Raw genomic sequence first — 20,268 nt, forward strand, 5'->3', positions numbered from 1 at the left:
GCGTCGGCTGGCCTTGCTATTTTCCTTTGATTTTCTTTCCTGTTTACCAAGCTTTCAATTCCCCAAACATAAAGTAGCGTCATGGCAGCAAGTGGTATCACCTAGAAGGTACAATTCCTTTCGGCATTTGTTTGACTATCAGCAAAAGCTTACTAATTTTATTAGTAGGCCACCGTTGTTAAGGTAAATAAATGACCATTTCACAAAAACTTATCTCAGCATTTATAGCAACCATTACACTTCCTTTATTCACCATTTCGGTATTAATGATCAATAAAATAATTGATCAAGCTTATATAGACTTTGAAGTGAATAATACCCGCGAAGTAAAGCAAGTTGATCATGCTGTTGAATTGTTTTTTAAAGAAATAGCCAAGAACGTTATTTACCTAACAGAAAATCAATTCGTTAAAAATGCGAGCCAAGATATCACCCGTTATCTTGAAAATACGCAATCAACCGAGATGACTCCTCGCCAAAATAGTGAATTAGAGCAACAAATATTTGCCGACTTTGACAGCTTTGGCGCAAGTCACGAAGGGATCTCATACATCTATCTTGGTAATCAAGCTGGTGGCTACCTGCAATGGCCAATTGGCAGTATTGGCGCAAACTATGATCCTCGCCCTCGACCTTGGTACCAACGTGGTTTACAAGGCAATGGTGAAGCGGTGCGCACAAATGCCTATTACTGGGAACCAGATGATGCAGTGATCGTTTCAACCGTCAGAACCATCACCAACAATGGGCAGTTAGTTGGCGTTGCAGGTATGGATGTGTCGCTCAAAGAACTCACTCAAATGGCGAAGAAAATTAAGATTGGCGAGTCCGGTTACTTGATGGTGATAGAAGATAGCGGCAATGTGCTAGTCGATGCTAAGTACCCGGATCACAACTTTAAACAACTTGCCGAAATTGAAAACGGTGTTTTCTCCGAAATTTCTCAGCAGAGCAATGGCGTAGTCGAACTTGAAATATACGACGAAACCTACCTTGCCAATATCTACACCTCGCCCCAAATGGGCTGGAAATACGTTAGCATGATGGAAAGCTCCGAAGTCCTCGCATCGGCATATAGCATGGCAGTACTTATCGTCATTATTAGCGCAGTGTTACTGGTGATATTTGCAATTTTAGGCGTCTACTTAGCAAGGCTAATTTCAAAACCTATTGTTACCGTTACCGAAGGGCTTGAAGAGATAGCACAAGGGGGTGGTGACCTTACCAAACGATTGCACATCAAAACCAATGACGAAACAGGCAAACTGTCAGAAAGCTTTAACCGCTTCTTAGGCTCAATTGCCCAGTTAATTAAAGAAATTAATCAAAGCAGCGAGAATGTGAACCAGTCTGCCGATCAAACCTCAGCGTTATCGAACAATTTAGACGAGTCGATCAAGCAGCAACTGGAAGCCCTTGACCAATCTGCAACAGCCATCAATGAAATGGCAGCAACTGCAAATGAAGTGGCCAGTAATTGTGTAAGTGCAGCAGATTCTGCAAATGCCACAAAAGACTCTGCGGAATCGGGTCAAGAGCTTATTGAACAAGCCGTAGTGAGCGTACAAGCACTCGGCGAGCTAACGCAAAAATCCGCTGATAGCATTCGCCATCTCGATGTAGAAAGTGAAAACATCACCTCGATATTAGACGTGATTCGCGGTATTGCCGAGCAAACCAACCTATTGGCATTAAATGCCGCCATTGAAGCCGCGCGTGCGGGCGAGCAAGGGCGCGGATTTGCTGTGGTCGCTGACGAAGTACGTGCGCTATCACAACGCACCCATGAATCCACCGAAGAAATCGCTCATCAACTGGGTAAATTAAGAAATATGACGCAAAGCGTGTCGAATGATATGGAAATCAGCGTTGATAAATCACAGCAAACAATCGAGTTCACACAAGAGGCTAAAACCTCATTTGATAGTATTACTGGCTCGGTTGATGCTATCAGTGAAATGAACACGCAAATAGCAGCGGCCGCCGAAGAGCAGCAAGTGGTCGCAGAAGATATCAGCCGAAACGTTGTCGAAATTAAGATGGCAGCGGATGAAGTCGCGGTAATTTCATCGCAAGCTGGCAAAAATTCTCAGCACCTCAACACCCTCTCGGCAGACTTAAATGCCCTAGTACAGAAATTTAAGGTGTAGTGGCTTAAGGAATATCGAAAGGCAATTACGCAAATGTTAGCGTTGCGGTTGTACCATGCTCATTAGATGCTAATGCAATTCCTATCGCTTGTTGATCACATAATCGTTTAGCCAATGATAGACCAATGCCCAAACCTTGGCTTTGGTTACCTTTTACGCCGCTCGCAAACACATTCGGTAATATATCGTGCGCGATACCTTCGCCAGAATTTCTGATAATTAAACGCGGCGATTGCCAGTCAATATCAATTTCACCTTGCTCGGTATGACTAAAGGCGTTAGCGATAAGGTTACCGATAACGATGCGTAACGCCTGTGGGTTGGCGGTTACTGTGGCAGTATTTGAGACATTAACTTCAAGTTCGATGGCCTTATCTTCAATCAGCTGATGATGTTCGACAATGGCTGCTTCAACAACAGCAAGTAATGGTATGGGCTCATGCATTGTCTCACCTTCCCGTGCCAAGGCTAGTAAGCCCTCAATACACAACTGCATTTGCTGCTGTGCTGATGTGATGCGTTCAACTAATGGAAGCTGTTCTTTGGTCAGGGAAGTGTCGCTAAGTAAGGTGATTGCACCTTGAGTGATCGTCAATGGCGTGCGAAGTTCATGTGAAATATCGCGAGTAAAATGCTGCTCACGAGCGATAAATTCGCGAACTCGATCAATTGCTCGTTCTAGTTCTTTGGCAAACAAACCAATTTCATCCTGGTTAAACTGCTTAGCAAAGCCGTTTGGCAATTCATCACCTTTAACCTGTATTAGCACAGCGTTAAGTTGTTCAATTGGCTTAATCAAACGCTTTGCAAATGACCAAGCCAGCCACAAAGCTATAATAATCAGCATACCAATAAACACGGCATGTGTTTTTGCCATACCACCTTTGATATTGCGCACAACTAAATAGTCACTTACTTCCGCCACTAAAAACCCATCACCTAATCTAACTAAGTGGTAGTGCGCTTTGTTGTTTTGATGTTCATGCTCCATTGGGCCATTTTGTTTTGGACCAGAAAACTCAATGCGTTCAGGCTCATCCTTAAGCACATCTGAGATGGCTGTTGGTAATTGCTGAGTTGATGGATAATAACGGACGAAATTTAGCTGCGGTTGAATTGGCTGACCCGCATTAATTTGCGCCTCAACCAGCACTTTTTCTTGTTCAAGTAAGCTCACAAATAAGCTGTCTTCAACATAGTAAGTAAACAAAAAACTTAAGGCACCAAATAACACGCTAATCAGTAAAACTAAGCCAATAAAATACGCAAGAATCCGACTTCGTATTTGAGAAAACATGTTAACGATCCTTATGTCTTTATTTTTCACTAATAAAGTGAATGAGCCTAATAGGCAATGCAGTTGCAAAGCCGATGAACTAGAGAATTAAAAGGTTAAAGCGCTAAACCAAACCCCACGCCATGAATAGTTTTAACGATTGGTACATCAAATGGCTTATCTAAGGCTTTCCTCAGTTGATAAAAATGAGATCGCAATGCATCTGACTCTGTCGGTGCATCCCCCCATAACTTTTGACATAGCTCGCTGCGAGTAAGCGCCCTTGGGTGAGCTTCCATCAATAACTGCAAAATTGTGTATGGAATCGGCTGTAAGTGGATTTCTTGTTGATTTCGCATCACTTGTTTAGTGCTTAGATCAAGCACTAAGTGCTGGCTTCCTTCACCGAGTTCAAGCTGTTTTCGCTGCTGACTTTGATTGCGAGCAGCTAAAGCTTGGCACCTAACCAATAATTCCTCTAGTGCAAATGGCTTGGTAAGATAGTCATCTGCACCTTGCGCAAAGCCAGTTAGTTTGTCGTCAAGAGTATCGCGTGCCGTTAGCATAATGATTGGAATATGACGCTCTGCCTTTGCTCGAAGTAATTGGCACACCGCTAAACCATCTAATTTCGGCAATGCGATATCAAGCACAATACAGTCGAAATAATGGCTAAGTGCCAGCTCAGATGCTTGTTCACCGTCGTAAGCAAAATCGAGTATCACCTGATGCTTTTCAAAAAAGTTAGCGATATTGCGACTAATGGCCAAATTATCTTCAACAATAAGCACCTTTAAAGGTTTTACTTGCAATGATTTACCCGTCAATTAGTTATCCTTAAATGGCTTATGCTTTGAGTAATCAAGTGCTAATCATAGCACTATCAAACACTTAGCTATCGACGCTAATATTTAACATCATAACTTTAATTGTAAACCTTTAGTCGCTTGCTACTTCTCGTTGAAGCTGAACCTTCGTAGTCCAAATACTGCTAGTCTGTCGCCTAGTGCAGCACAATAAAGGCCAAATAAACAAAGATTTACATAAAAAGTTAGCTTACTGATACCAGTTTTCTAGCTGCTGATAGTATCCTTGAGGTAATACGTGCCCGCCATCAAACTGCACATGTTTCTTATTGGCTGTCGCAATGTTGGCATAAAGCGCGGCGTTCTCAGACTCGCTAGCATGCTCATCATCATTGGCTGAAACCAGCCATAATTTATCAAGATGCGCCAAATTATGGGTAAAGTTTTTTGGTGCGACTATCGCCACTTTATCATCAAGATACGGCGGCACAATAGATAGCACCCGTTCAATTCGTTCATCAACGCCAGCAAGTAATATGGATACTTGGCCGCCCATGCTATAGCCTGCAACCGTGGTATTGGCTTGGTCAAACTGCGCTTGTTTTTCCACCCAATCCAGTAAGACTCTATAATCTTTAACCGTGTCGATAACCATCTGCTCATATGGCTCGCGCTTGCCCCACCAATGTAAATCGCGCATCACTTCAATAATGTTGTAGTCAAGGTTTTTGCGTTTGCCATGGTTGCGACTATCAATGGCGATGACGGCATAACCATTAGCCAACGCCTGCTTGGCTAGTTTATCGGTTTGTTCAAGTGTTGGACGCTCTTTGAAGCTATCCATCCACCAGCGATTTTCACTGCGCCCCATGGCGTGCACGCCCAGCATCACCGGCATTGAGTGAGCTTTAGTATCAGTATCAGGATAAGCCATTCGACCATTAACAATAGCGCCATCAAAGCTTTGGTAAGTAAAAGCAAAGGTTGTTGCAGATAACTGTTCAAGCTGCATATTCATTGGCTTATCAGCATTACCTTGGTAAGTATAAGATGCTTGTATTTCTTGTTGATCAACTTGGTACGGATGCAATCCCCAAATCGCGTACCAAATACCGCCCAATAAAGCGAAAATACCAACTATACTGACCATAGCCTTCCCCCAATTGATACTGCTAAGTTTCTGTTTAAATTGATTAAACACACTCATTGCTCCTTGACCTTATTCGCTCAGTGCTAGCAATAGGCTTGCTATTTGTTCGTTATCAGGGAACTTCGCTTTTGATGTTTGCAGCAGTTTTATCGCCGTTTGTGTATCACTTTTATCAAGGTAGGCTTTGGCTATTGCTGTATCTAGCATTGGGTGGTTCACTTTCGCCTGCACCAATTCCATGAGCGTTATTCCAATATCAAGCTCGATTTGACGAGTAGCGTGCTTGGCTTGGTATAGCCCTAACATCGCCAACAACATAGAATCATAGCGTTCACTGTTGGCAATGAACTCTTGCTCGGCGGTTTCGCGGTTATTAAAAAATGCTTCAGCCAGTTTTATCGTACGGTCATCTTTAAAATCAATGTGCTGCGGTACAGGCAAGCCCAGTTTTGCAACCACGGCTTTCGCTGCGTCTGTGGTAGAAAATGGGTTTTGCCCCGTAATCAATCGACCATCGACACTGACCTGATTAAGCATTAAACCATCTTGTTGATAATTTGCGCCATTTTCCACCAGTTTATCTGCTAGCAAAAATGGAAGCTGCCACTTTTTCGTAAAGGCATTTTCTTCTTCATTGGTAAACGCTGACACGCGTTTATCAGTAATCAGCAAGTCACCATTGCTAAGCTTTACATTCAGCAATGCTGCTGGACCATGACAGACAGCCCCGACAATACCTTTGTTTTCGTAAACCTGACGAATAATGTCTTTAACAGCGGAGTTAGTTGCTAAATCAAACATTGGCCCTTTGCCACCAACCACGTAAACCGCATTGAACTTCGCTGGTTCAACTTGCGATAACTTAAGTGTTGAACCAAGTGAATCAACAGCCTGTTTATCATTGAGAAACGCTTGGTTATAAGTTTTGTTCTTATCAAACTTATCAGCGATTGGCTCGTCGCCATTTGGTGAAGCAAAAGTGACAGCAACACCTGCGGCTTTGAATACCAAATAAGATTTACTCATTTCATCAAATTCATAGCCGGGTTTGACTAACTGACCATCATCCCCTTTTTCACCATAACTACTGAGTACCATAAGCACTGCTGGCGTCGAGTCTGTTTGGCTGCTTTGGGCATTGATACTTGTAAATATTAAAGTGATAGGTACTAACACTTTAATGATAAATTGCTTCATTGCTATTGCTCCGTTTTAACTGGTACATGAATATCTAAATTCAATCGTTAAGCTAGCAATGACGCTGTGAAGAAAATGTGAAGACAGCAGTCTTCAGAAAAGGCATATAGAAAAATATTTGCGGAAAAGTTCTGGGCTATGGTTAGCAATTAAAGTTGTATGTAAAAAGATGACGGACCCTCAACAGGGAAATCAAATTAACAACTTTGCAACAAGCCTTTCTATTTTTTGAGCAATTTCCTAAGATGGAGCTAATGAGTACGATTTTTGCTCAAGTTTATTGATGCAAAATAAAGCCACAAAAAGAATAACAAAGGTGAATTTATGACGGAACATTCAGAGCCACTCGTTCAGCGTTTACTCAATAAAGTAGAAATTTGGGGCAATAAACTGCCCGACCCTGCTGCATTATTTATTGCGTTGATGGTCATTGTTTGGCTACTTTCTTGGGCGCTTTCTGGGGTAGATTTTAGCGCTGTAGACCCTCGCACTGGCCAAGCTTTGGTGATTAACAACCAGTTAAGTGGCGATGCCATGACCACTTTCTTTTCAAAAATGGTCACTAACTTTTCGCATTTTCACCCTGTTGGCGTGGTACTTGTCGCTATTTTAGGCATTGGTGTTGCTGAATTTTCAGGCTTTATCAACGCCGGCCTGCGAGCCTTGATGGCGGTAACAGGCAAATGGCTACTTACCCCTATGGTGATCGCCGTTGGTATTGTCAGTCATACCGCGGTAGATGCGGGTTATGTGTTAGTGATACCACTTGGCGGCGTCATTTTCTATGCTGCTGGGCGACACCCGTTAGCGGGCATTGCTGCAGCGTTTGCTGGTGTATCTGGTGGATTTTCTGCGAATTTTGTACCGTCTTCTATCGACCCTATGCTGCAAGGTATTACCCAAGCTGGCGCGCAAATCATGAATTCAGAAATCGTCCTTAACCCACTCAACAATTACTATTTTACCGCAGCCTCGTCACTATTAATCATTACCTTGGGTTGGTTTATTACCGACAAAATTGTTGAGCCGAAGTTAAAAGGTAACGAGCTTGATGGTGATTTATCTGACTTGCCTACGATGGAGCCGTTACAAGAAAATGAACGCAAAGCATTGCGTTGGTCGTTATTCGCAACGGGTATTGGCATTGTCTTGCTCATTGTGAGCACCTCATTTGAAAGCTCCGCATGGCGCGCAAGTGATGGCTCGCTGACTTCGTTTTCTGCACCACTAATGCAATCTATCGTCCCCTTGATTTTCTTACTATTTCTTATTCCCGGGCTAGTTTACGGCATTATTATTGGCAAAATCAGAACCACCAAAGACTTTATTCAAGGCATGAGTAAAGCGATGAGTGATATGGGCTACTATCTGGTCATTATGTTTTTTATCGCCCAATTTATTTACGCTTTTGGTCAATCTAATTTAGGAATTTTACTTGCGGTTAAAGGCGCAGAAGCGCTAAAAGCGCTGGCATTGCCAGGCGGTGTTACTATTACTGGCATTATTATCCTTACCGGCTTTATTAACCTCTTTGTTGGCTCAGCCTCTGCGAAATGGGCACTGCTAGCGCCAATTTTTGTGCCTATGTTAATGCAGCTAGGCATATCGCCAGATCTCGCGCAAGCGGCCTATCGCATCGGTGACTCTAGTACCAATATTATCACCCCATTAATGCCCTACTTCCCGCTGGTTGTTGTTTTCTGCCAACGTTATGTAACCTCTGCAGGGATAGGTACTTTAGCGGCGATGATGTTGCCATTTTCCGTAATATTTCTGATCGCTTGGACAATATTTCTTATGATCTTTTGGAGCTTAGGCTTACCGCTAGGTTTGCAGGCAAGCTATGAGTATTTTCCTTAAGCTCTAGCTTCTTAGATATAGCGATATAAGCTAATGTAGTGAGTAGTCTCAATCACTAAAATATTGAGGCTACTCGCAAATTTCATTGAGTTTCTCTCTTAGCGTTCTTTTAGTTTTCACTTTTACTGCCTATCAGCAAAGCCAAATCAAACAATTGTTACCAAGTTTGTTAAACCACTAGCTAACATAGATAACATAGATAACAATTATTATGCTGTTAATACCAATTTATGGACGAAAAGGTCAACTCAGCTTGTCACACTTTTACTTGTCAGCTTTTATGCGCTCAACCCAATCTAATAGCCAAAAGAATAGCCAGTTTAAAAGCCTAGTCCTGCTAGCTTTGGTGCTCATTAGCAGTATTTATTCCGTTAACGTATCAGCACAAGAGCGAGAGTTACGATCACCACCGCGCAAGCTTACTGCTAAGCAAGCTGAAGTTGCCGCAAGTAATTATCAAAAATACTGCGCCTTATGTCATGGTGAAAATCGTGAAGGTTATGCCAATGACCACGCGCCCTCGTTAAAAAGTAAAAGTTTGATGGAGTCTGGCATTGCCCATCAGGTACTACGCGCGATGCAATATGGCCGCAAAGGCACTGCCATGGCTGGCTATCTGGATGAAGTGGGTGGCCCAATGACACTGGCGGAAACTTGGGATCTCACCTATTGGCTATTTGAGCAAGCAGGTTTTGACCGCCTTAAGTTTTCCACTAAGCCAGTCACTGGTGATATCAAACTTGGTGAAACGCTATATCAGGCTAATTGCACCGCCTGCCACGGGGTTAATGGCGAAGGGGTGAACGCACCAGCGTTGATGAACCAATCTGCCCTTGCCCACAATACCGATGAATTTATTCGCCACGCCATTGAAAATGGTCGTCAAGGCACGCCGATGCAGGCATTTAACGAGAAATTATCCACACAAGAAATTAACAGCATTACTGCCTTTTTACGCAGTAAATCACTGGGCTTAAACGAAACTAAACCGACCTTAACGGCAATGCCTGAGCCCAAAGATTACATTATCAACAAGCAAGGTGATGATCCTAACTTTACGCTGAAAGACGGTATGTATGTGATGTCGGCAGACTTAAATCGTGCACTCGAAAATAACAGCCGTATGGTATTGCTGGATACGCGCGTGCCATCTGTGTGGCAAACCGCCCATATCGAGGGTGCTATCCCCTTCCCTTACTATGCCGACTTAGACGAAACCGTTGCCGGTATTCCAAAGGATGTACAAATCGTCGCCTACTGCTCTTGCCCTCGGGCTGCTGCCGATTACACCATTAATAAGTTAAGAAGACGCGGCTATACTCGCACCGCGGTATTATGGGAAGGCATTTTCGGTTGGATGCACTTAGGTTATCCGGTTAGGCGCGGTGATATTGCCGACGTTAGCCACTAGCGTTAACGCCTTTTAATTCCCAGAATAGATAGCGAAATTATTAGTACTTTCTTTCTGCATTTACTGATATTTCGCTAACTGAGATTGCACTAACTATGGCTGAACGGCCTTACTGAAACTACGAAAAGCGAGCGATGCCGCTTGCGCAGCACTTGCCTGATATTCCTCTTGTTGCACCCAACCTGCGTAAAATAACCCTTCAATTAAGTTTAATACCCAGCTGGTGGGAAGCGAGTTATCAAGCTCTCCGGCTTGCTTAGCCTGCTCGATTAAGTCCCATAACTCCTGATCTTGCTCGGCAATAATGCGGTTCACCTCGGGAATATCGTCGGCAAAATAATCCAGCGTCATCAAAAACTGTAACTCAGCCGTTAATGGCATCGCTAAACTAAACAGTAACTCAAACGCATGCATCGCCGAAGTCGCCTGTGCTTCAATAGGCTGCGTCGCTTGCTCAAAAACTTGTAAGCAATGTAAGGCAATCGCTTCAATTAACGCCTCTTTACTGGTGTACAAGCGATATAAGGTAGCTCGGCCAACACCAGCAGATTTGGCAATATCAGATAAGGAAATTTCCTTATTTTTGTTAATCAGTGTTAAACCAGCCAGTACTAATGCCTGCTGCGATTTTACGATTCTGGCATCCACCATCACATTCACCTTCAGTTTTTAGAGCGCTTTGACCACTACATGCTAAGCAATGCAGCTCGGGCACTCCGCTTAGTAGTTGCCAGTCAGTCTACTGAAAAACACTGTCTGAAACAACACTTATGAAACAGTGGTGACTCATAAAGTTGACTCACTATTAAAATCCCATTACTCTAAAAATACGAAACACATGTGTCTCATAAATTTATCCTGTAAGGAGCTCAGGTGAAATCAGGTAAAAGCAAGTCGCTAGTCATCAATTCACTGGTCGCCGTCATTGGAATATTTCTGGTGTTATGGTTACTTGACGATAGTGAAGCGCAGCAAGCGGCAATTGAACCACCGCAACCAATACCGCAAGTGTCAGTGATTGAGGTAACACCAACCGCCAGAATGGCTGAGATTAAGGTCACAGGAACTGTGAAATCTAGATGGCCACTTGCCCTTAACGCCAATGTCAGCGGCCGTTTGATAGATCATTTTGAGCATATTCAACCGGGCAGTTTTATTCGCCAAGGACAGTCAATTGCCGAAATTCAAGATATCGACTACGTAACAGCCCTGGCCAGCGCCGAAGCACGTATTAGTCAGGCCAAGTTAACGCTTGCCCGCTACCTGAATGAGCAAAGTGTTGCCAAGCATCTGGAAACAACGAATAACAGCAATGAGTTTCGCTTATTTAAGCCGCACGTAAGTGCTGCAAAAGCGGAACTATCCTCCGCACAAGCGAATTACCAATCAGCGCTTAAACGGGTTCAAGATACCAAAGTTAAAGCACCGTTTGATGCAATTGTGTTGGCGAAACACACGGCGCCAGCGCAAGAGATCACTGCAGGTGACACGCTTTATCAACTGGCCTCTTCACAAACCATAGATATCGAAGTGCACCTTGCCACTTATCAGTGGCAGCAAATCGTTAGTACCAAAACTGATAGCCAAAATGACGCCAAAAGTGATGTCCAAAGTAACTCCATAGTTAATGCGGAGCAGGCACCTCATCAAGAAAATACCGAGATAACAGCACGCATAACTGATAATCAAGGCAACATATGGCAGAGCCAACTGCGCTTTTTGTCACCAACACTGAACCCACAAACTCGCCAGCAGCGCTTGCTGCTGACCATTGAAAATCCTTATCAAAACAGCGTTATGCTCTACCCTGAGCAACAAGTGAACGTCAGCTTTAACGCGGCGCAGGGAAGCAATACTATTCTGGCTCCCGCCACTGTGCTGACCCGAGATCAGCAAGTGTGGACCGTTCAAGATGGCAGATTAGTCCAAGAAGAAATTCAACTGCTTAGTGAAGATATTGAGGATAGCGATCAGGTGTTATTTTCCTTTAGCAAGCAACCCAGTCGCGAACGTCTATTAGTGCGTTATCCACTAAGCAATATGTTGGCAGGCCAACAGGTTAACCCCTTGATGGAAAAAGAAAGCCTGCTTGCCGAGCAGCAGAATGAGCAAGAAGGTGCTCAACTAGGTGATCAATTAGACAAGCAGTTAGCAAAATCAACATTTGCAGGAGCACAGCAGTGAACACTATCACCAAATGGTTTCTTGATAATCCCGTTGCCGCCAATTTGCTGATGGTATTTACCCTAGTGGCGGGCTACTTATCGTTTTCCAGTTTACGCGTCGAGAGTTTTCCGCAGCCACCACCGTCACAACTGGTTATTGAAGTGAGTTATCCCGGCGCAACAGCCCTACAAGTCGATGAAAGCATTAGTCAGCGCATAGAAGATGCCATCAGCGGTATCGCTGGCATTAAAACCATCACTAGTGCGTCATATGCTGGCTTTGCCTCAGTACGGGTTAAGAAAAACACTGGTGTAGAGCTAAGCGACTTACTTGAAAAAGTGCGCAATCAAGTGAATGCCATTGTTGGTTTTCCGGAGCGTGCCGAGCAGCCAAAAATTTACCCTGATGAATTTGGCAACTTGGCCTCGTTTGTCATGATTTATGGTGGCGATAGCGATCACACGCGCCAGCAAGTTGCCACCTTGGTCGCTAACAACCTGAAAAAGCATCGGGCGATCTCACAAGTAACGAATTTGGGTAAACGCCGCAAGCAATTAGTCATCGAGCCAAACGCCAACGCTTTAAAGCAATACGGCCTGTCTTATCAGGATGTCGCCAATATTATTCATCAATGGTCACTAAACCATCGCAGTGGTGAGCTCGACACTGAGGCGGGTAAGCTCACTTTAAAGGCCGACAATTATAGTGACACCATACCTAGTTTGGCGCAGATCCCGTTGATTAGCAGCGCAAATGCAGTGATCCGGCTCAGTGATGTCGCCGAGATCACACGCGACTACGAGCAAACTGACAGTCGAGCGCGTTACGCCGGACAAGCCGCTATTGCGTTAATGATATCAACCAGTCAAAAAGATAATTTGCTGACCGTCAACGAGGCAACGCAATCAGTGCTAGCCGAACTACAAAGCCAACTGCCTGCGGGAATAAACACAGATGTGATGGCCGATATGGCACCTTACATCGACGAGCAACTAGATTTGCTCGGCAGCAATGCATGGCAAGGCTTGCTAATTGTGATTGTCTTATTGGCAATATTTCTCGAACTGAGGCTAGCACTTTGGGTCGCCATGGGGATCCCAATTTCCATCGCTGGTGCTATTTGGTTAATGGGGCTGCCAGCCTTAGATTACAGCATTAACGATATCACCCTGTTTGGTATGATTTTAGTGCTCGGCATATTGGTTGACGATGCCGTGGTGGTTGGCGAGTCCATCCATCAAGCGCGAACGCGTATTGCCGACCCGAAAGAAGCAGCCTATCAAGGGGTAAAAGCAGTATCTGTCGCCACCAGTTTTGGTGTACTCACCACCATTGCCGCATTTTCACCTATGTTATGGATAGAAAATGAGCTTGCACAAGTGCTGGCAGGCTTTTCTGCTGTGGTGATTTTTGCGCTGATTTTTTCACTGATTGAAAGCAAATTTATTCTGCCAACCCATCTGGTACTGGCACAAAACAAGGCAGCGCCTAAACAACCCTATCTCGCGCGATTAAATCGGTTACTCAAGGCTATCAAGCGAAAATGTAATGCTGGTTTAACTTGGTTTACCGAGGTTTGCTATCAGCCTAGCCTATCACTGGCACTGGCCCATAAACGCACTAGCCTAGCGATATTTTTACTGCTCGTTCTAGGTGCTTACGGTGCCATGCTAAAAGGGACGATAAGAACAGTATTTTTCCCTGAAATTCCCGGCCGTTATGCAACCTTAGTGGTGGAAATGGATCAAGATGCCGCGCCACAACTAAGCCAACAACATATGCTGAATATTGAGCAGACGATTGCAGCCACTAATCGCGAGTTGGTCAACAAATACCAAACAAGCGAGCCAGTGATTAAACAGTTCTTGGTAGCGATGACTGATAATGAGCAGCTAGAGGCGACAATAGCGCTATCCAACCAAGCCTTGGCAAAGGTCGCCAGTGACGAATTACTTAGTGTCTGGCAACAGCACCTTGGTCTTTTGGAAGGCAGCCAAGCACAAAAATTTACCTTTGCCGAAACGCCAGCGGGCGGCACTTATTTAACCGTTAGTGCGCCATCAAGAGACTTAGCTCGCCATGTTGCCAACGAACTCAAACAAGCGCTCGCTAACTTACCCGGCGTCAACGATATCACCGACGATGGCCAAATAGGCAAGCCACAACTACAAATTACCTTAAATCAACGGGGCATTAATTTAGGCTTAAATCAGCGTCAACTGGCCCAATTGATCGGCGGTGCTTATGGTCATATTGAACTGCATCGGATCCTCGATAGCGGTGAAGAGTCCATGGTGCTGCTGCGCCTACCCGCTCAGTCACGCCAGACATTGCAACAGCTAAAAGAAACACAAGTGCTGATCGCCGAGCAAGAATATATATCACTGGCAGAAGTTGCTGATTTTAGCTTTAGCCGCGAGCCAGAGGTGCTATATCGCAAAAACCGCAATCAAGTCATTTCCGTGTACTGGCGGCAAGACAAAGGCGTTGCCTCTCCACAAGAGGTTTGGCAGCAATTACAGCAGTCAAGCGTTGCCGCGCTTACCGCACAATACCCCAACGTTGAAATTAATGCTGGTGGCGAATTTGAGGAAATACTGGATGTTCAGCAAGGCTTTAAAAAAGCCATGTTGCTTACCTTGTTGTTAATTTATGTGCTGCTCGCCATTCCACTGAAATCCTACTGGCAACCTTTTATCATTATGTCGGTGATCCCATTTGGCTTTGCGGGTGCAATTTATGGTCATGGCCTAATGGGCTTATCGGTCAGTTTACTTTCCTTGTTTGGCATGATGGCTATGACGGGCGTGGTAATTAACGACTCGCTGGTATTGATCACCCGATTTAATCAGCTACACCGCTCAGGTATGACAATGAAAACCGCCTTAATTACCGCAGGTAAAAGCCGATTACGGGCGATATTTCTCACCACAGTGACAACCGTTTTTGGCCTTCTGCCTTTACTCAGTGAAACCTCAGAGCAAGCGCAATACCTTAAACCCGCCGCTGTGTCCCTAGTATTCGGTGAGCTATTTGCGACGCCTATCACCCTGATTTTAATCCCCGTGTTACTGAGTTTTCGAACCGCTGACAATACGAATAAAGCGCAAGCCTGCTCAGCAGAGCATAGCGCCGCTAAGCCCAGCCCAAATACGACACCAGAGTTGACTAGCTAATGACGATACAACCAATTTCTGTTCGCCAAATTCTTCGCAGCAACCAGCAAGCCGTGGCAATAAACGTACTGCTGACGATAGTTGAAATCACATTAACCGCGCTTATTCCGCTGTTTATCGGCTTTACCATTGATGGCCTATTAGCAGGCCAAAGCCGAGAGCTATTGATATTAATGGCGATTTTAGTTGTGCTTGTTATCGTCAGCGTTACCAGACGTTTTTACGATACCCGCGCCTACGGCAAAATCCGAGTAACAACGCAGGTAGGTATTGCCAAACAAAACCATCACTTACCAGTTTCAACCCTTAATGCCAGATTAGAGATGGGGCGCGAGCTGGTCGACTTTCTCGAACATAAGCTGCCTGAAATTCTTACTGCCAGTGTGCAGTTTGTTATTTCACTAGCTGTGTTGTTTTTTCTTAACCCTATATTGTCTGCCACTGCTTTTATTGCTGCCGTGTCGATGATGCTGATTTACGGATTTTTTCATCAAGGTTTTTATCAACTTAATGGCGCACATAACCAGCAGACAGAGCAACAAGTAAGCTTGTTAGCAGCAAAATCTCTACCAACAATTACTCGCCATTTTAATAGCTTAAAAGCTTTGGAAATCAAATTGTCAGATCGCGAAGCCCTGCTCTACGGCTGCGTCTTTATCGTGCTACTGGCAATGGTGGTGAGCAACTTATGGTATGCAACAAGCCAAATGGCCATCACAGCTGGCACTATTTTTTCCATCGTCAGCTATTCATGGGAGTTTGTTGAAGCAGCAATAGTGCTACCAGTTACCCTGCAAAGCTGGGCAAGGCTTTCAGAAATTACTAAGCGTATTAATTCAATAAACAAAGAAGATTAAATCAGCATTTAGTAGTTGTAGATTTGTACTTAGGCGCACTCAGAAGTCTTTGCATAGGCGGCAGCAGAATTGAGAAACACCAGAGTGATATTATTTGAAAATCTCGTCTGCTATCGGCGAATAGCAGTCAGCTCCGCACCTCAGTGTAGTATACAGAAATAGTAAAAAGCGGCCATTGAGGTTGGTCAGTATAAAAGAATTAATTTGCTTCCTTCCTAGAAAAGACTGTTGCTTATATTTAAGTTAAGAGTGCAGATTGTAACGAGGGCCCAATTATCGTCGCAAATCCCCTTTTGCGATGTAATGATTAACGAAGAAATGCTAAGAGCACAAATGTACTTAATAACCACAGCTTATATAAATATTTTCCAACTTGCATTTTGGCATTCGGTATTGCTGCCCTCCTAGTATTTCTTCTTTAGTAAAATAAATTGCATCTGCCTCTAGCGAAGAATTCATAGTCTGCTGCATATTCAACGGAATATCCAAATTAACTGGTTTTACATCTCTCGATAACTCTTTTAGCTCAAGATTGTATGTGTACGCATCACGCTGTTCTTTCGTACTATTATATGTTGAAGCTATCATCCTCAAACTCGACATGCCATCATCACCAATAACTCGAGGCCCTGACTTGAATTGTAAAGATTTTGCCATTCTGTAATTTTGCTCTTCGAGAACATTCTCATGGAAGGTGCCACCACTTGATTTTCCATTTAATTTGAACTCGCAGTCTTTTATAATTGCCAGTAAGGCTGAGCCAAAATCGCTACGATCTTCAATGGACTCTCGGTTTAGTTCGTAAAAAGCGAAAGTGTATTTAAGCGATGTCACATAGTCTTTTGCCTTATATGCCTTTTTACCCATCCAGTAATATTCTTCTTTTAGGTATGCGCCTGCTTGAAAGGACACAAACAGGAGTACAACGACTAATTTTTTCGCTAAGTTCATTTTGCTACTCCTCATCTTGCTTTTCCGGTAGTTCTGGATAAATTAGGTTTTTGTTTTTACCTCCGCCGCTACTAGAATTGCTACCATAATGAGTCTCAAATGGCTTATCAACAAACACAGCCACAGATAACAATACAACGCCCAGAAACACAAAAAAAACACCAGGAGACGCACTAACCAAGTCAGCTTTGGCTCCTTTAAGTTTTCCTTTAAATTTGAATTCTCCTGAAACGCCTTTTATTAGCAGGTCGTACCCTAATCGGCAAATTAAGTACCCGACCAAAAGTGTTGTGATTTTAAAGAAAAATACGAATCCAACAGTTATAAGGTGCATTGAAATATCTTTATCCATTGCGAATCCAACAGCTATCAGGTGCATTGAAATGTCTTTCCCCATGAAGCCTTCTGTTACTGATTTTTATCTCGATACCTTAGACTAGATTGTAGTATATATACGGGTTAAGTCCTTAGAACAATAAAGTCACTCACAACAAGCGCTCTAGTACCTACATATTGGTAAACAATTTTTAGTTCTACCATTTATACCCTCTGCTTCTGGCTTATTGGGAAAGTAGCCATGATGTCGACTGCACATACAAAGTGAACCACAAGCTATTAATTAGCGACGACCCGCTTCTGACACTTAGCAAAAAATCTTCCATATCACTAAGTATGTCGCATTTCCAAGTAACCCATCTATTTGAATTTCTCGCCACATAATACAAACTTCAAATTCGCTTGATTACTGATAGCTTTCACTGCTTTGTACTATGTGTCTATAAATCATTATTGCAATTAACTAGACGACCAGTCTAAAATAAAATTTCACTAATTATATGAACAGTTAAATGACTAGTAATGCGCAAAAGCCAAAACGCGGTCGCCCACCAAAAGTTGCCCGCGATAACCAAGATACCAAAGCGGCATTGATCCGCAGCGGCCTTGAGCAGTTAACCGAAAATGGTTTTGCTTCTTCCGGTATCGATCAAATCTTAAAAAAAGTCGGTGTGCCGAAAGGGTCTTTCTATCACTACTTCGCCAGCAAAGAGGCGTTTGGACAAGCGGTGATAGATAGCTATGGTACTTATTTTGCGCGTAAGCTCGATCTCTATTTACTCGATGAAACTCACCCGCCACTAACTCGGCTCAGCAACTTTGTTGACGATGCCAAACAAGGTATGCAGCGTTATCAATTTAAACGAGGCTGTTTAGTGGGCAATTTAGGTCAGGAAGTGGATTTGTTGCCTACGAGTTACCGCCAACAACTCATTGATATATTTAGTCAGTGGCAGCACAAACTAGAAGCTTGTTTAAGTGCAGCACAGGCATGCGGTGAGCTTGCAACTAAGCATAATTGCGCGCAGCTCGCTGAAGACTTTTGGATTGGCTGGGAAGGCGCGGTTAGCAGAGCCACACTCGTGCAAAATACAAAGCCACTAGATAACTACTTAGCTTTTTTTATCGCACGCATTTCGCAAAATAAATAGGCGAATAGTCAAACACGAATAAGCAAAAAAAGAGTAACTCGGCGAGGCTATCATTTAAAAGCTTCACCACATTTTTTTCAACATTAATAGACAATCGGTCTAAAACAGGAGAAAGCATGTTTAAGAGTATTGTTATCAATAAAGACGAACAGGGTTATCAGGCACAAGTTAAGGAAGTGGACGACAGCATTTTGCCTGAGGGCGATGTCACTATTGATGTTGCTTATAGCACCTTAAATTACAAAGATGCCCTAGCCATTACCGGCAAAGCCCCTGTGGTGCGAAGCTTTCCGATGATCCCCGGCATTGATTTAGCAGGAACAGTAACCGCAAGCGATAGCGACAAATTCAAGATTGGCGATAAAGTCTTACTCAATGGTTTTGGTGTAGGTGAAAAACACTGTGGTGGTTTGGCGGAAAAAGCCCGCCTGAACAGTGATTGGCTGATTCCATTGCCTGAAGCTTTCTCACCTCGCCAAGCCATGGCAATTGGCACCGCCGGCTATACCGCCATGCTGTGTGTTATCGCGTTAGAGAAAAATGGCGTTACCCCCGATAAAGGTGAGATTTTAGTCACCGGCGCGAATGGCGGTGTTGGCAGTTTTGCCATCGCAATTTTAGCTAAGCTTGGTTATACCGTGGTTGCTTCGACAGGTCGACTAGACCAAACCGATTACTTAAAACAGTTGGGCGCAGCAGAAGTGATTGATCGCAATACCCTATCGGAGCCGGGCAAGCCATTAGCGAGAGAGCGTTGGGCAGGTGCCGTTGATGCGGCTGGCAGCCACACCTTGGCCAATGTTTGTGCCAGTATGCAATATGGCGGTGTCGTCACCGCTTGTGGTTTAGCACAAGGCATGGATTTTCCAGCCTCGGTTGCCCCGTTTATTTTACGCGGCGTGGTATTAGCTGGAATTGATAGTGTGATGAGACCACTAGCGGATCGAATAGAAGCTTGGCAGCGCTTAGCCGAGATTATCGAAACAGCAGATCTAGAAACTATCTCCACCGATATCAGCCTTGACCAAGCCATTGAGACAGCACAAGCGCTTATTGCTGGACAAGTTCGTGGCCGAGTCATTGTCGATCTTGGTGCTAATAAATAGGCGAATAAGCTAACTAATAGTATATAAAGAGATGGTTAATAGATTGCCATCTCTTTTGCTTTTCGTTTGTCGTCCGTGTCATCAATAGCAGCTATTTTCTCAATTTTAGCAAGATAATCTGCGGGTAAATTCGCTTGGCTCGCGCCATAAAATACATGATGCTTATACCAAGCAAACGGCTGAATATCTGGCGTGCTATCGCTAGCATAATAAAGGCTAGCTTGCTCTGCTTGATGATTTTCATCATAGATGGTCACGTCTTTTTCAAAATAAAACACACCTAAGCCTTCAGCGGCGTCTAAAAAATGTTTCTCACTGGGGCAGAACTCAAATAGTACGCCAAAAACAACATCTTCTTCTTTGTTGGTCAGGTAGGCATCACACTTGGCAGAGCCGTCAACGCCCTTTTTATGAAAGCGTAAATCGTGTTTAGGTAAGTAATAAGCGCCAATATAGCGCGCGCTTGGCACCCGTTGCTGTAATCGTGGCACCGACATATTCGAGCCATAGGCAAAATATTTTAATAATGCACTATCCTTCATAACACTCCCTTAAAAAATTTTAGCTTTTGCAGCCTGTTAGTAAGACCATAACAAGTTAACCCAAAAGCCATCAAACGATAAAAACAGACGTAATAAACATACGTCAAAAGATACATCAAAAAATACGACTGTA

16 protein-coding genes are annotated in these 20,268 nt (G+C 43.8%); 8 read left to right on the forward strand and 8 right to left on the reverse strand.

What is annotated here, in order from left to right; all coding sequences use genetic code 11:
- The first annotated feature begins 191 nt into the window (after positions 1–191).
- Positions 192–2,150 (forward strand): methyl-accepting chemotaxis protein, encoded by a 1,959-nt coding sequence (locus tag DXX94_RS04930; RefSeq protein WP_116014240.1) that lies wholly within the window; start codon positions 192–194, stop codon positions 2,148–2,150.
- Between the two features lie 25 nt (positions 2,151–2,175).
- Here the strand turns inward: DXX94_RS04930 and DXX94_RS04935 are convergent, their stop codons facing one another.
- The 4 genes from DXX94_RS04935 to DXX94_RS04950 form a co-directional block, all read right to left on the reverse strand.
- Positions 2,176–3,447 (reverse strand): sensor histidine kinase, encoded by a 1,272-nt coding sequence (locus DXX94_RS04935; RefSeq protein ID WP_116014242.1) that lies wholly within the window; start codon positions 3,445–3,447, stop codon positions 2,176–2,178.
- Between the two features lie 95 nt (positions 3,448–3,542).
- Positions 3,543–4,253: a response regulator transcription factor gene (locus DXX94_RS04940; RefSeq protein WP_258872102.1), complete on the reverse strand. Its 711-nt coding sequence runs from the start codon at positions 4,251–4,253 to the stop codon at positions 3,543–3,545.
- A gap of 229 nt (positions 4,254–4,482) precedes the next feature.
- The gene (locus DXX94_RS04945) at positions 4,483–5,382 is read right to left on the reverse strand and encodes a dienelactone hydrolase family protein (protein WP_258872103.1); all 900 of its coding nucleotides are present in this window, start codon (positions 5,380–5,382) and stop codon (positions 4,483–4,485) included.
- Positions 5,383–5,451: 69 nt separating this feature from the next.
- Complete coding sequence (locus tag DXX94_RS04950; RefSeq protein ID WP_116014245.1) at positions 5,452–6,579, reverse strand: type 1 glutamine amidotransferase domain-containing protein; 1,128 nt, start codon at positions 6,577–6,579, stop codon at positions 5,452–5,454.
- Between the two features lie 324 nt (positions 6,580–6,903).
- Between DXX94_RS04950 and DXX94_RS04955 the strand changes: the two genes are divergently transcribed.
- Positions 6,904–8,439 carry an AbgT family transporter gene (locus DXX94_RS04955; protein ID WP_116014246.1) on the forward strand — a complete coding sequence of 512 codons (1,536 nt, stop codon included), beginning with the start codon at positions 6,904–6,906 and terminating at the stop codon, positions 8,437–8,439.
- A gap of 211 nt (positions 8,440–8,650) precedes the next feature.
- Positions 8,651–9,850, forward strand: coding sequence for a c-type cytochrome (locus tag DXX94_RS04960; protein WP_258872104.1), 1,200 nt, complete (start codon positions 8,651–8,653; stop codon positions 9,848–9,850).
- Between the two features lie 93 nt (positions 9,851–9,943).
- Here the strand turns inward: DXX94_RS04960 and DXX94_RS04965 are convergent, their stop codons facing one another.
- Positions 9,944–10,501, reverse strand: coding sequence for a TetR/AcrR family transcriptional regulator (locus DXX94_RS04965; protein ID WP_116014248.1), 558 nt, complete (start codon positions 10,499–10,501; stop codon positions 9,944–9,946).
- 222 nt (positions 10,502–10,723) lie between these two features.
- Here DXX94_RS04965 and DXX94_RS04970 point away from each other — a divergent pair, with 222 nt between their 5' ends.
- The 3 genes from DXX94_RS04970 to DXX94_RS04980 are packed head-to-tail and all read left to right on the forward strand — an operon-like array spanning position 10,724 to position 16,049.
- Positions 10,724–12,034 carry an efflux RND transporter periplasmic adaptor subunit gene (locus DXX94_RS04970; RefSeq protein ID WP_116014249.1) on the forward strand — a complete coding sequence of 437 codons (1,311 nt, stop codon included), beginning with the start codon at positions 10,724–10,726 and terminating at the stop codon, positions 12,032–12,034.
- Entirely contained in the window at positions 12,031–15,192 is a 3,162-nt protein-coding gene (locus DXX94_RS04975) for an efflux RND transporter permease subunit (protein ID WP_116014251.1), read from the forward strand. Before DXX94_RS04970 ends, DXX94_RS04975 begins: the two co-directional genes overlap by 4 nt.
- Entirely contained in the window at positions 15,192–16,049 is an 858-nt protein-coding gene (locus DXX94_RS04980; RefSeq protein WP_116014252.1) for an ABC transporter six-transmembrane domain-containing protein, read from the forward strand. Before DXX94_RS04975 ends, DXX94_RS04980 begins: the two co-directional genes overlap by 1 nt.
- Before the next feature lie 339 nt (positions 16,050–16,388).
- Here the strand turns inward: DXX94_RS04980 and DXX94_RS04985 are convergent, their stop codons facing one another.
- Both DXX94_RS04985 and DXX94_RS04990 read right to left on the reverse strand, forming a co-directional pair.
- Positions 16,389–17,000: a hypothetical protein gene (locus tag DXX94_RS04985; RefSeq protein ID WP_116014254.1), complete on the reverse strand. Its 612-nt coding sequence runs from the start codon at positions 16,998–17,000 to the stop codon at positions 16,389–16,391.
- Positions 17,001–17,004: 4 nt separating this feature from the next.
- Positions 17,005–17,397, reverse strand: a complete 393-nt coding sequence (locus tag DXX94_RS04990; protein ID WP_116014255.1) for a hypothetical protein — start codon at positions 17,395–17,397, stop codon at positions 17,005–17,007.
- Between the two features lie 451 nt (positions 17,398–17,848).
- On the opposite strand from DXX94_RS04990, the gene acuR reads away from it, so the two are divergent.
- On the forward strand, positions 17,849–18,487 hold the full coding sequence (gene acuR, locus DXX94_RS04995; protein WP_116014257.1) for an acrylate utilization transcriptional regulator AcuR: 639 nt from the start codon (positions 17,849–17,851) through the stop codon (positions 18,485–18,487).
- A gap of 116 nt (positions 18,488–18,603) precedes the next feature.
- Positions 18,604–19,593: an acrylyl-CoA reductase (NADPH) gene (gene acuI / locus DXX94_RS05000; RefSeq protein WP_116014258.1), complete on the forward strand. Its 990-nt coding sequence runs from the start codon at positions 18,604–18,606 to the stop codon at positions 19,591–19,593.
- Positions 19,594–19,628: 35 nt separating this feature from the next.
- Here acuI and DXX94_RS05005 read toward each other — a convergent pair whose 3' ends face one another.
- Entirely contained in the window at positions 19,629–20,135 is a 507-nt protein-coding gene (locus tag DXX94_RS05005; RefSeq protein WP_116014260.1) for a gamma-glutamylcyclotransferase family protein, read from the reverse strand.
- Between the last annotated feature and the right edge of the window lie 133 nt (positions 20,136–20,268).

The organism is Thalassotalea euphylliae (assembly GCF_003390375.1).
GTDB classification, from domain to species: domain Bacteria; phylum Pseudomonadota; class Gammaproteobacteria; order Enterobacterales; family Alteromonadaceae; genus Thalassotalea_F; species Thalassotalea_F euphylliae_A.

Coding starts and splice junctions, on each gene's coding strand:
- DXX94_RS04965 (WP_116014248.1), bottom strand. CDS start 10,501: ATGGTGGATGCCAGAATCGTAAAATCGCAGCAGGCATTAGTACTGGCT.
- acuR (WP_116014257.1), top strand. CDS start 17,849: ATGACTAGTAATGCGCAAAAGCCAAAACGCGGTCGCCCACCAAAAGTT.
- DXX94_RS04960 (WP_258872104.1), top strand. CDS start 8,651: ATGCTGTTAATACCAATTTATGGACGAAAAGGTCAACTCAGCTTGTCA.
- DXX94_RS04935 (WP_116014242.1), bottom strand. CDS start 3,447: ATGTTTTCTCAAATACGAAGTCGGATTCTTGCGTATTTTATTGGCTTA.
- DXX94_RS04985 (WP_116014254.1), bottom strand. CDS start 17,000: ATGAACTTAGCGAAAAAATTAGTCGTTGTACTCCTGTTTGTGTCCTTT.
- acuI (WP_116014258.1), top strand. CDS start 18,604: ATGTTTAAGAGTATTGTTATCAATAAAGACGAACAGGGTTATCAGGCA.
- DXX94_RS04930 (WP_116014240.1), top strand. CDS start 192: ATGACCATTTCACAAAAACTTATCTCAGCATTTATAGCAACCATTACA.
- DXX94_RS04990 (WP_116014255.1), bottom strand. CDS start 17,397: ATGGGGAAAGACATTTCAATGCACCTGATAGCTGTTGGATTCGCAATG.
- DXX94_RS04950 (WP_116014245.1), bottom strand. CDS start 6,579: ATGAAGCAATTTATCATTAAAGTGTTAGTACCTATCACTTTAATATTT.
- DXX94_RS04980 (WP_116014252.1), top strand. CDS start 15,192: ATGACGATACAACCAATTTCTGTTCGCCAAATTCTTCGCAGCAACCAG.
- DXX94_RS04955 (WP_116014246.1), top strand. CDS start 6,904: ATGACGGAACATTCAGAGCCACTCGTTCAGCGTTTACTCAATAAAGTA.
- DXX94_RS05005 (WP_116014260.1), bottom strand. CDS start 20,135: ATGAAGGATAGTGCATTATTAAAATATTTTGCCTATGGCTCGAATATG.
- DXX94_RS04945 (WP_258872103.1), bottom strand. CDS start 5,382: ATGGTCAGTATAGTTGGTATTTTCGCTTTATTGGGCGGTATTTGGTAC.